The organism is Paenibacillus sp. W2I17 (assembly GCF_030815985.1).
In the GTDB taxonomy this organism is placed as follows: Bacteria; Bacillota; Bacilli; order Paenibacillales; family Paenibacillaceae; genus Paenibacillus.
The window spans coordinates 6,047,641-6,060,226 of sequence record NZ_JAUSXM010000001.1; the positions used below are offsets into that span (position 1 = coordinate 6,047,641).

Genomic DNA, 12,586 nt, shown 5'->3' on the forward strand with positions numbered 1-12,586 from the left:
TGGCTTCAATTTGCACATACATAGAAAACATGGTTAAATATGATCAGGCTAAAAAAGTAAACAAACGGATGTCTGACCCCTCTTGTGAAAAATGACATTGTCACAGGAAAGTGTTAGAATGAATTTGGGTTTGCTTTACAGGTGGCCTATGTCTAATTACATGTAGAAAAGAGGTTGGTCTCATGAGTCTGGTGCCAATGGTTATAGAACAAACCAATCGAGGCGAGCGGTCTTACGATATATATTCACGTTTGCTGAAAGATCGCATTATCTTTCTAACCAGTGCGATTGATGACGATGTAGCCAATCTTGTCATAGCACAGCTTTTGTTTTTGGCAGCCGACGATCCTGAGAAGGATATCAGCTTGTACATTAACTCACCTGGTGGTTCTGTCACCGCAGGGATGGGTATATACGATACGATGCAATTTATCAAGCCGGATGTATCTACCATTTGCGTTGGGATGGCAGCGAGCATGGGCTCGTTATTGCTGACAGCCGGTGCACCTGGCAAGAGATATGCGCTGACAAACAGCGAAGTTATGATTCATCAGCCGCTTGGCGGCATTCAAGGACAGGCTGCGGATATTAAGATACACGCAGAATGGATTATTAAAACACGTCAGAAACTGAATCAAATATACGTTGATCGTACGGGTCAGCCTCTTGAGAAAATTGAGCGGGATACAGACCGTGACTTCTTCATGAGCGCTGAAGAAGCTAAGACGTACGGCATTATTGACCAGGTGCTCAGTAGACCGATCAATTCCTAAAGGGGTGGTTTCATGTTTAAGTTTAACGATGAGAAAGGGCAACTGAAATGCTCTTTTTGCGGTAAATCTCAGGAGCAGGTACGCAAGTTGGTCGCTGGACCAGGCGTGTACATTTGTGATGAATGTATCGAACTTTGCACCGAAATCGTTGAGGAAGAACTTGGTCATGATGAAGAAGTAGACCTGAAAGATATTCCGAAACCAAAAGAAATTCGTAATATTCTGGATCAATATGTTATTGGACAGGAACAAGCGAAAAAATCATTGTCTGTTGCCGTGTATAATCACTACAAACGGATCAACACACAAAGCAAGATTGAAGATGTTGAACTGTCGAAGAGTAACATTTTGCTGTTAGGACCTACGGGTTCTGGTAAAACGTTGCTTGCGCAAACGATGGCAAAAATTTTGAATGTTCCTTTTGCTATTGCGGATGCTACGTCATTAACAGAAGCGGGTTATGTAGGTGAGGATGTAGAGAATATCCTGCTGAAACTGATTCAAGCTGCTGATTATGATGTGGAAAAAGCAGAGCGTGGCATTATTTATATCGATGAGATTGATAAAGTAGCGCGTAAATCCGAAAACCCATCCATTACTCGTGATGTATCGGGCGAAGGTGTGCAACAGGCTCTCTTGAAAATTCTTGAAGGAACTGTGGCTTCTGTACCACCACAAGGTGGTCGTAAACACCCTCATCAAGAATTCATTCAGATCGATACAACGAACATCCTGTTCATTTGCGGCGGTGCCTTTGATGGTCTGGAGCAAATGATCAAACGCCGGATCGGTAAAAAAGTCATTGGCTTCAATACCGTTTCTGAGCAAAAAGATCTGAAACCAGGTGAATACCTGGGTATGGTATTGCCGGAAGATTTGCTGAAATTTGGTCTGATTCCGGAATTTGTAGGCCGTCTGCCAGTCATCTCCACTTTGGAGCCATTGGATGAAGATACGCTGGTACGGATTCTTTCCGAACCAAAAAACGCGCTTACCAAACAGTACCAAAAACTGCTTGAGCTGGATAATGTGAATCTGGTATTTGAACCAGCTGCATTGCTTGCGATTGCCAAAGAAGCAATTAAACGTAACACAGGTGCACGTGGATTACGTGCCATCATTGAAGGTATCATGCTTGAAATCATGTATGAAGTGCCTTCACGTGATGATGTTACGAACTGTGTCATTACCGAAGAAGTTGTTGAAAAAAGAGTCGTGCCTGAACTAAGCCAATCGAAGGACGATAAGCAGGAAGAGAGCGCCTAATAAAGGCCTGAATCCCGTTGAACTCTGAAATATAGACTTGTCAGTTCTCCACTTTGGCAGAAGGCGAATTCATGTCTCTGTCAGGGTGGAGCTTTGACGTTGTGGGGAGAGAAATCACTCATGTATTTAAGACAGGATACACGTCCCGTAAAAGTGGGAAACGTAACGATCGGTGGCAGTAACGAAGTCATTATCCAAAGTATGTGTACAACCAAAACGGCAGACGTTGAAGCAACGGTTGCAGAGATTCTGCGACTGGAAGAAGCAGGTTGTCAAGTGGTACGTGTAACGGTGAATAATGAGGAAGCTGCCGCAGCCATCAAGGAAATCAAAAAACGCATTCATATACCGCTCGTAGCGGACATTCATTTCAACTATAAGCTGGCTTTGCTTGCGATTGAGAACGGCATCGATAAAGTTCGGATTAATCCAGGTAACATTGGTAAACGTGCAAAAGTGGAAGAAGTGGTTAAGGCTTGTAAAGACCGCGGCATTCCGATTCGGATTGGAGTAAATGCGGGGTCTTTGGAAAACCATCTGCTTGAGAAGTACGGGTACCCGACGGCTGATGCTATGGTAGAAAGTGCATTGTATCACATTGGTATTTTGGAAGAGCTTGATTTCCATGATATCATCGTGTCTCTCAAAGCATCGGATGTGCCGATGGCGATTGAGGCTTATACCAAAGCAGCTCAAATCATTCCGTATCCGTTGCATCTCGGGATTACCGAAGCAGGTACACTGTTCTCGGGTACGATCAAAAGCTCCGCAGGTATGGGAGCCTTGCTCTCTATGGGTATTGGTTCAACGATGCGGATCTCACTGAGTGCGGACCCGGTAGAAGAAATCAAGGTTGCTCGTGATCTGCTCAAAACATTTGGACTCATTACAAATGCAGCCACATTGATCTCCTGCCCAACGTGTGGACGTTTGGATATCGACCTGTTCTCCATTGCCAACGAAGTGGAAGAGTATATCTCCAAACTGAAGGTGCCGATTAAAGTATCGGTGTTGGGTTGTGCGGTTAATGGTCCAGGTGAGGCCAAAGAAGCGGATATCGGGATTGCCGGTGCGCGTGGAGAAGGTCTCTTGTTCCGTCACGGCAAGATGATCCGTAAAGTGCCTGAAGAAATCATGGTTGAGGAATTAAAAAAAGAGATCGACAAAATCGTCGAAGCCTACGAAGAGACAGGTGTTATTCCTGGTCGTTCGCACTGATTGATTCATATCTTGTTACAACAAAAGCTCGCCAGCGATGGCGGGCTTTTTATTTTCTCGCATACAAATTCCGCATCGCCCGTTTACGTCGCGTCGAAAAGGCTATACTACCAAGTATTAGCATGATCTCATATGAGAATAGTGACAAAATAGGAGGATGTGAAGACATGGAATTTGGTATGGTCATCATGTTGATTCAGTTATTTTTTGGAGTGGTGATTGGTTTGTATTTCTGGAACCTGCTGCGTGGTCAGAAAACAAACCGCAGTGCCGTTGAGCGTGAATCTCGCAAGGAACTGGAGAAGCTGCGCAAGCTGCGTTCGATCTCACTCACCAAACCGCTTTCGGAGAAGACGCGTCCAGCTACCATTAACGATATTGTTGGGCAAAAAGATGGGTTGCGTGCCCTTAAAGCTGCATTATGCAGTGCAAATCCGCAACATGTTATCATTTATGGCCCACCCGGAGTCGGGAAGACAGCTGCCGCAAGGGTTGTGTTGGAAGAGGCTAAGAAGAATCCATCTTCTCCATTCAAGCCAGACGCCAAATTCACGGAGCTGGATGCAACAACAGCCCGTTTTGATGAGCGTGGTATTGCGGACCCCTTAATTGGTTCGGTTCATGATCCGATATATCAGGGAGCAGGAGCTATGGGCGTTGCTGGTATTCCCCAACCAAAACCGGGCGCTGTGACAAAAGCGCATGGGGGAATGCTTTTTATTGATGAAATTGGTGAATTACATTCGATTCAGATGAATAAGCTGTTGAAAGTGTTGGAGGATCGCAAGGTGTTTTTGGAGAGTGCGTACTATAACTCGGAAGACACGCATACTCCTGCTTATATCCACGATATTTTTCAAAATGGCCTACCGGCCGATTTCCGTCTTGTTGGAGCAACGACACGATCGCCTCATGAACTGCCACCAGCTTTGCGTTCACGCTGCATGGAAGTTTATTTCCGTCCTTTGTTGCCTGAGGAGATTGGGCGAATTGCAGAGGATGCTGTTCAGAAAATAGGGTTCAGTCCATGTCCGGATGCCGTTGATGTGGTCAAGCGATATGCAACCAATGGACGTGAAGCGGTTAATATCATCCAGCTGGCTGCTGGACTTGCGCTGACAGAGAAGCGTGAGACGCTTCAGGCGTCTGATGTGGAGTGGGTGGCGGGTAGCAGCCAGATTCAGCCACGGCCTGATCGGAAGGTCCCTACAAAGCCCCAAGTGGGGTTTGTTAACGGCTTGGCGGTATACGGACCGAATATGGGAACCATTTTGGAGATCGAAGTGTCTGCTGTTCCGGCTCTTAAAGATCAAGGCCGAATCAACATTACAGGCGTTGTGGATGAAGAAGAGATTGGAGGCGGTTCGCGTACACTCCGGCGAAAAAGTATGGCCAAAGGCTCGGTTGAAAATGTGTTAACCGTATTAAAAGCCATGGGTATTCGTCCGAATGATTACGATTTACACGTGAATTTCCCAGGTGGGACGCCTATTGATGGTCCATCCGCCGGGATCGCGATGGCGACTGCCATTACATCAGCCATTCAGAGGCGTCCTGTGGATCATGAGACAGCGATGACTGGCGAGATCAGTATTCATGGTCGGGTTAAGCCTATCGGTGGCGTGCTGGCCAAGGTCGAGGCTGCCTTTCAGGCAGGAGCGAAGACCGTTATTATTCCCGCGGAGAACTGGCAGTCCATTTTTGAGAATCTGGATGGCTTGCGCGTTATCCCGGTAGATACGGTACAGGACGTATTCCGTGAAGTATTTGCCTGGGTTCCGGAATCACAACAGATGGAACAAACGAAGCTTGCAGAGGAGACAGTTGCACCTGCACCGGAGATTTTTCCACCGGCATCCGCTTCTTATTTACGGGCGGACGTGCCTCGTCCAGGACAGGTTACAGATTCGGGAAGCTGCTAAGCGCTTCCCTTCATTGGTTTTTTATGTGAACATTTGATAGAATAATGAATGACTACAACCTGAGAGCCATTGGAGGTGCGAAAGCGATGGGACCGAGCAAAGCGAAAGGTCGTCGTTTTCCTTTACTGCCTTTAAGAGGACTTCTCGTCTACCCGAGTATGGTACTGCATCTCGATGTGGGCCGGGAGAAATCGGTCAAGGCTTTAGAAAAAGCGATGGTAGAAGAACATCTGATTCTCCTATGTTCCCAAGCCGAAGTAAATATTGAAGAACCAACACAAGAGGACATTTTCAGAATCGGAACCGTGGCCAAGGTCAGACAGATGCTGAAGCTTCCGAACGGTACGATTCGTGTACTCGTGGAAGGCTTGGAACGGGCTGAAATTATTGAATATACGGACAACGAGGAATATTATGAAGTACTGGCTAAAGAGCTGCCTGAAGAGGAGAATACCCATCCGGAGACGGATGCCTTGATGCGTACTGTTCTGAACCAGTTCGAGAATTATATTAATCTGTCCAAAAAAGTCACACCAGAGACACTCGCAGCGGTGTCTGACATCGAAGAACCAGGGCGTCTGGCTGATGTTATCACGAGTCACCTGTCCTTGAAGATCAAGGATAAACAGGAAATTCTGGAGACCATCGACGTTCGGGAACGTCTGGAGAAATTGCTGGATATCCTGAACAATGAGCGCGAAGTGCTGGAGCTTGAACGCAAGATCAGCCAACGTGTGAAGAAACAGATGGAGAAAACGCAGAAGGAATATTATTTGCGCGAGCAGATGAAAGCGATCCAGAAAGAACTGGGTGAAAAAGAAGGCCGTGCGGGTGAGGTCGAGGAACTTCGCACTCAGATGGAAGAACTCGGTTTGCCGGACAAGGTGAAAGAGAAGGTCGAGAAAGAAATTGATCGACTGGAGAAAATGCCTGCAAGTTCAGCCGAGGGCGGAGTCATTCGCAACTACGTGGATTGGCTGCTTGGCCTTCCTTGGAGTCAGATGACAGCGGATGATCTGGATATCCAAAAAGCCGAAGATGTGCTCAATGCAGATCATTACGGACTGGAAAAGCCCAAAGAGCGTGTGCTTGAATATCTGGCTGTCCAGAAGCTCGTCAAGAAGCTCAAAGGGCCAATTCTCTGTCTGGTTGGACCTCCAGGGGTCGGTAAAACATCACTTGCCCGTTCGATCGCCAGATCGCTGGGCCGGGAGTTTGTAAGAATATCTCTTGGCGGCGTGCGTGATGAAGCCGAGATCCGTGGTCACCGACGCACCTATGTAGGGGCTATGCCTGGGCGTATCATCCAGGGGATGAAAACGGCTGGTTCACTTAATCCGGTATTCCTGCTGGACGAGATTGATAAGATGGCTTCAGACTTCCGCGGAGATCCTTCCGCAGCGTTACTTGAGGTACTTGATCCGGAACAGAATAATACGTTTAGTGATCACTTTGTAGAATTGCCGTTTGACTTATCCAACGTTATGTTTATAACAACTGCCAACACGGTACACAATATTCCGCGTCCATTGCTGGATCGGATGGAAATGCTCAACATTCCTGGTTACACGGAGCTGGAGAAGCTGCAAATTGCGGAAAAACTATTTGTTGCCCAAACAGAAGCAGGACCATGGTCTGGAAGAAGAGCAATTGGAAATCCCGGATGACGCGTTGTTGCGTGTAATTCGTGAATATACACGGGAGTCAGGTGTGCGTAATCTGGAACAGCAGATGGCTTCGTTGTGCCGGAAAGCTGCCAAGAACATCGTATCTGGTGTGGAAGGTCAGATTAACATCTCATCAGATGAGATCAAAGACTATCTTGGACCGGGCAAGTTCCGTTATGGTATGGCCGAACTGGAAGATCAGATTGGTACCGTAACGGGTCTGGCGTGGACTGAAGTGGGTGGAGATACCCTTATCATTGAAGTGACTGTTGTGCCTGGAACAGGTAAATTGACTCTCACAGGTAAACTGGGGGATGTCATGAAGGAATCGGCACAAGCCGCATTCAGTTACACCCGTTCCAAAGCTACACAGCTTGGAATTTCGCCTGACTTCCATGAGAAGAACGATATCCATATCCACGTTCCGGAAGGAGCGATTCCGAAGGATGGTCCATCTGCCGGGATTACGATGGCAACAGCTTTAATCTCAGCCTTGACGAACAAACATGTGTCCAAGGATATCGCCATGACTGGTGAAATAACACTGCGTGGACGGGTACTGCCGATTGGTGGTCTGAAAGAGAAATCACTGGCAGCCCATCGTGCCGGCTATAAAAAAATATTATTGCCTAAGGATAACGAACGGGACCTGCGTGACATTCCAGACAGCATCAAGGAAGATGTGGAGTTTGTCCCTGTAGCCCATATGGATCAGGTATTGCAGCATGCACTTGTTGAACAGACAGGAATTCACCTGTAATCCACGTATCCGAAAGGTTCGTATGAAGATTAGACCGTTCTGCGGAGGCTTCGGCGTCCGCTGGAACGGTTTTTTTTGGTATGATAGAACAATCCATGGCATAATACCTTCAACAGGTGATGCATAGCACAGGTTTTCAAGAGAGGAAAGATACAATATGAAAGTAAATCAATCTGAATTTATTATCAGTGCCGTTCGGCCTGAACAATACCCCGATGACGGTCTGCCAGAGATTGCTTTGGCGGGACGCTCCAATGTGGGGAAATCTTCCTTGATCAACCGTTTGATCAATCGTAAAAATTTGGCTCGGACGAGCTCTACACCGGGTAAGACACAGCAACTCAACTATTATAAAATTAATCAGGATCTCTACTTCGTCGATTTCCCGGGATATGGCTACGCTAAAGTTTCCAAAGAGCAACGCTTTGCCTGGGGCAAAATGATGGAGAAATATTTGTTGGGACGCGAGGAATTGAAACTGGTCATGCAGATGGTGGATATGAGACATGAACCGTCCAAGGAGGACAAGATGATGAACGAATGGCTTCGTCATAATGGACTGCCTTTGGTTGTAGTAGCAACCAAGATGGACAAGATTCCAAAAACACGCAGAGCCAAATATATCAAAGTCATTAAGGAATCACTGGGTCTTCGTTCAGGGGATTTGTTTGTGCCGTTTTCATCCGAAGAGGGATTGGGGAAAGAAGAGTTATGGGACATCATTACCCGCCATGCCCGGATAGATAAGTATGCACCAGTGCTGGATGCAGAGGGTGCTTCTGATGAGGAAGAAACCAACGAAATTAACGGATAACCGAGATAGTATCCCGTTTTAGTGCAGGAAAGTGAGCATGCTAAGTGAATCTTTGATGAGATCCAGATTAATCCGGTTTTTTAAGGAATTTCGTGACAATTCATCATCTGGGTCTGGAGAAAAATAACGTTAGGGTAGTGTATAATGAGCATAGGTGCATATTGCCAACAGTACCAAAATTACCGGCCATGCCGGCCTGAAGAATTTTGAGATGACTGCTACATGTGCAGGAAGACAAAACAATCGGGAAAGAATTGAGGGATTTGTATGGCTCAGCGGTTAGCCACAGAGTACGTTAAGGCCACTATGAAATTGTCAGAACCCCAGATGCATCAGTTTTTGCGCATGACAGAAGACGGCAGGCTTCATCACCGGGTTAAGGTGTTGGACAATGGTTGTCAGGAGGTTGTGCTGGGGGATGTAAGTGGAGAAGAAGTGCATTTCCCTTTTGACCGCATAGAAGGGTTTTATATCTGTGAGTTATCTTGCCGCCTGGTGAACCTGCATCTGACCAACGTTGTCCGGAAGCTCTTTGTGACTTTTAAAGGTGACGGGGTCGTTCATCGGATCTATAAAGGGTTCACCATGACGTATGTTTATGCTCAAGGCACTGTCCACAAAATTGTGGAGAAGACCGGGGAGAACACCCGAGTGATCTATGAATACAAAAATACGTTGCTTGAATTGCAACATCTGTTCCAGGCCAGAGATGTAGAACGCGAAATCAACCGTGTGTATGCCGAGATCGATTCACTGCTGGACACTAGAAAAGATGCGACTGCTGAACAGCTCCATCAGATTGATGAGACCCTTGCTCGTCATCAAAAACGGTTGTTTGAGCTTGAAGCTTATTAACTTAAAATTGTATGTTTATAAACGTATATGAATGTAATCAATCCCCTTGTTTCTTCCGGGCAGTGGCACTCGCCAATGTGGAGGTTTCAGGGGGATTTTTTGATGTGAGATCGAATATTCCGATTAGAAAATATTTATTTTACAATCTTTTGGAAAAGGGTTGATTTCACTCTGATTCAATGTTATTTTTAATCTCGTTGAAAACAATATAGGAACCAGGATTCACTCAGGACATTATATGTTGCGAGAGATTTTTCCCTCGGGAAGTGAATGACGTAGGTCCTAGCGGATGAAATTTTTCAAACATTTTATTCCTAGGAAGGGGGAACCGAAGGATGGAATATTCAACTTTCGGAAGACACGTTGCTGTTGATACTTGGGGTGTCGACTTTAATCTACTGAACAATGCAGAGTATCTGGAAGCCCAAATGATTGAAGCAGCGGAGGCATGTGGCGCGACAGTGATGTCCGTACAGTCCAAGCAGTTTGATCCACAGGGAGCGACCGTACTTGTACTATTGTCTGAGAGCCATCTCTCCATTCATACGTATCCTGAGAGAGGTTTTGCAGCGATTGATTGTTACACTTGTGGGGAGACTGTAGATCCACAGCTTGCTATTGACTACCTGGTATCCGTATTAAAGCCTGAAAAAACGTATGCAAAGAAGTTGGTACGTGGATTGGGCGAATTGCAAGTTGAAACACCAGAGATGAACAACCAGACTGAACGGGTTTAAATAAAAAGTATATTGCATACACAATGTTCACATATCGGGATGGACACATAACCTCCCAAACTCTAATAGTCATGGAATAATTCCATGGCTATTTGTTTTAATATGCGTATCGTTATGAATATTCATAATCGACACTTTTTAACGCATAACGGTGAACTTTGGTGAGACACTACAATAAATGACAGTGCATATGATGATGAACATGGTGATTTCATAAACATTTCATAAAAATGACCCGGTCACGGCTATGATGTGTGATATAATTAACCATGTCAATCATAAATGGATAGACATATGCAGTAAGCACTTTGATTGGAAATTTATTAGGCAGGTGAACTTGCAATGCACATCGTTGTCGTTGGTTTGAATTATCGCACGGCGCCTGTAGAGGTTAGGGAACGATTCACATTTGCAGAAAAGGATTTGTCTGAAGCGCTGCAGCAGCTCAAGCTGACCAAGAGTGTATTGGAAGGTGTAATCGTAGCCACATGTAACCGTACCGAGTTGTATGTTGTGGTGGACCGTCTTCACATGTGTGGTTATTTTATTCGAACATTCATGGAACAATGGTTTAATGTACCACGGGAAGAATTTACGCAACACTTATATATATATGAAGATGATCAAGCCATGCGCCATTTGTTCCGTGTCATCTGCGGACTAGATTCCATGGTCATTGGTGAGACTCAGATTCTTGGACAGGTGAAACAGGCTTTTCTTAAAGCGCAGGAAGAGAAATCAACAGGTACCTGGTTTAATAAGTTATTTAAGCAGGCAGTTACATTGGGCAAACGGGCACATTCGGAGACTTCCATTGGGGAGAGCGCCGTATCTGTCAGTTATGCTGCTGTTGAACTCGGTAAGAGGATTTTTGGCATGTTCACAGATAAGAAGGTGCTCATTTTGGGTGCCGGCAAGATGAGTGAACTAACCGTGAAACATCTCTATGCCAACGGGGCATCTGAGGTCATTGTGGCGAATCGCACGCTCGCAAGAGCTGAAGAATTGGCAGCCAAGTTCCGGGGTACACCTTGTACGATGGAACAGGCATTAGATCGACTTAATGAAGTTGATATTGTGATAAGTTCCACTGGAGCTGAACGTTATGTCATGGATGCAGCAGTGGTACGAGAGAGTATGAAGCGTCGTCAATCTCGTCCATTGTTCCTGATTGATATTGCGGTTCCACGCGATATTGATCCGGCGATAGGTGAATTATCCAACGTATTTCTCTATGACATTGATGATCTGGAAGGAATCGTGGAGAGCAACCTGGAGATGCGTAAGGTGGAAGCTGCCAAAATTGAGAGAATGATTGAGCTTGAGATGGAGGATTATTACCATTGGCTCAAAACGTTGGGTGTTCGTCCCGTTATTCGCGCTTTGCAGGAAAAAGGTGTCTCCATTCATGAAGAAACGATGGATAGCCTGTTTAATAAACTGCCTGAGCTCGATGAACATCAACGGAAAGTCATTCGTCGTTTGACCAAGAGTATTGTGAACCAAATGACAACAGATCCGATTAATCGGATTAAGGAAATGGCAGGCACGAAGCAAGGTGATGAAGCTCTGCGCATGTTTACTCAGATTTTCGCTCTGGAAGATGCAGTAGAGATGGCCGCTGAAAAAGTGAGTCAGAGTGATGCTACAGCTCTGGCGAAACCAGCTGCTCACCTTAACGAAAACCGGCAAGACCCCGTGCCGGCTTATGCTCCGGCAGGCGTATAAGGCGGGTGGGCAGCTTGACCCTTGCTGAACAAGTTTATGAAGCTCTAATCTATATGTATGCCCTGAGCCTACTGTTCTATTTCTCGGACTGCATTCGACGCAATGCGGGGGCGAAGCGGACAGGCACAGGGTTTCTTGTCGTTGTTTGGGGATTGCAGGTAACGCATGTCATATTGCGCATGTGGACTGAAGGCCATTTCCCCATCTATACCACCTTTGATTTTTTGTTTATATTTTCATTCAGTATTGTGCTGATGTCTCTCGTTATGACTCGCATCCAGCGTTCCGAATTTGTGATTTTGTTGCTGAATGTTGTAGGTTTTTCCGTTACGGTATTAAATCGACTGTGGTTTACGGCCGGAGAGATATCACTGCATAACTGGCAAACGGTACATGGATTACTCATTATGCATATTACCTTGGCGAATCTTGGTTTTGCGGCGTTAACCGTTGCTACGGTATTTGCCTTGTTATATCTGTTCTTGCACCGTAAGTTGAAGAAAAAAAAGTGGAATGATACGATGCGACGGCTGCCAAGCCTGGAAGTGATCGGTAAGTATATGGATGGTGCTACGTTGATAGGAACACCGCTCCTTGGTGTTTCTGTGATGCTTGCCGTATTATCCATTGTGGCGGAAAGACGCTGGATTCTGCTCTTGGATCTCAAAGTTATTTCGACAGGTCTTGCTATAGCCATCTATGTGGGTTATTTCGTATCCAAGAGAAGGAAACAGTTCTCTACGATTATCATGGCAAGATGGACACTGATCGGGTACGGATTTGTCATTATAAGTTTTTTATCCAATGCGTATTCAGCGTTTCATCGTTGGACGGGAGAGTGAAGGA

9 protein-coding genes and 1 pseudogene are annotated in these 12,586 nt (G+C 45.8%); all 10 read left to right on the plus strand.

What is annotated here, in order from left to right:
- Positions 1-182 precede the first annotated feature (182 nt).
- The 10 genes and pseudogenes from clpP to ccsA all read left to right on the plus strand — a co-directional run bounded on the left by clpP (position 183) and on the right by ccsA (position 12,582).
- Complete coding sequence (gene clpP / locus QF041_RS27035) at positions 183-773, plus strand: ATP-dependent Clp endopeptidase proteolytic subunit ClpP (protein ID WP_036605886.1); 591 nt, start codon at positions 183-185, stop codon at positions 771-773.
- A 12-nt stretch (positions 774-785) separates the two neighbouring features.
- The gene (gene clpX / locus QF041_RS27040) at positions 786-2,039 is read left to right on the plus strand and encodes an ATP-dependent protease ATP-binding subunit ClpX (protein ID WP_076216933.1); all 1,254 of its coding nucleotides are present in this window, start codon (positions 786-788) and stop codon (positions 2,037-2,039) included.
- 120 nt (positions 2,040-2,159) lie between these two features.
- The gene (gene ispG / locus QF041_RS27045; RefSeq protein ID WP_076216934.1) at positions 2,160-3,257 is read left to right on the plus strand and encodes a flavodoxin-dependent (E)-4-hydroxy-3-methylbut-2-enyl-diphosphate synthase; all 1,098 of its coding nucleotides are present in this window, start codon (positions 2,160-2,162) and stop codon (positions 3,255-3,257) included.
- A 167-nt stretch (positions 3,258-3,424) separates the two neighbouring features.
- On the plus strand, positions 3,425-5,179 hold the full coding sequence (gene lonB, locus QF041_RS27050; RefSeq protein ID WP_307416325.1) for an ATP-dependent protease LonB: 1,755 nt from the start codon (positions 3,425-3,427) through the stop codon (positions 5,177-5,179).
- Positions 5,180-5,265: 86 nt separating this feature from the next.
- Positions 5,266-7,606, plus strand: a pseudogene (gene lon / locus QF041_RS27055) (endopeptidase La).
- A 157-nt stretch (positions 7,607-7,763) separates the two neighbouring features.
- Positions 7,764-8,420: a ribosome biogenesis GTP-binding protein YihA/YsxC gene (gene yihA, locus QF041_RS27060; RefSeq protein ID WP_307416326.1), complete on the plus strand. Its 657-nt coding sequence runs from the start codon at positions 7,764-7,766 to the stop codon at positions 8,418-8,420.
- A 267-nt stretch (positions 8,421-8,687) separates the two neighbouring features.
- Entirely contained in the window at positions 8,688-9,275 is a 588-nt protein-coding gene (locus QF041_RS27065; protein ID WP_307416328.1) for a non-ribosomal peptide synthetase module, read from the plus strand.
- A 335-nt stretch (positions 9,276-9,610) separates the two neighbouring features.
- On the plus strand, positions 9,611-10,012 hold the full coding sequence (gene speD, locus QF041_RS27070) for an adenosylmethionine decarboxylase (protein ID WP_307416330.1): 402 nt from the start codon (positions 9,611-9,613) through the stop codon (positions 10,010-10,012).
- A 342-nt stretch (positions 10,013-10,354) separates the two neighbouring features.
- The gene (gene hemA / locus QF041_RS27075; protein ID WP_017692596.1) at positions 10,355-11,740 is read left to right on the plus strand and encodes a glutamyl-tRNA reductase; all 1,386 of its coding nucleotides are present in this window, start codon (positions 10,355-10,357) and stop codon (positions 11,738-11,740) included.
- 14 nt (positions 11,741-11,754) lie between these two features.
- Positions 11,755-12,582, plus strand: a complete 828-nt coding sequence (ccsA, locus tag QF041_RS27080; RefSeq protein ID WP_371129100.1) for a cytochrome c biogenesis protein CcsA — start codon at positions 11,755-11,757, stop codon at positions 12,580-12,582.
- The last annotated feature ends 4 nt before the right edge of the window (positions 12,583-12,586 follow it).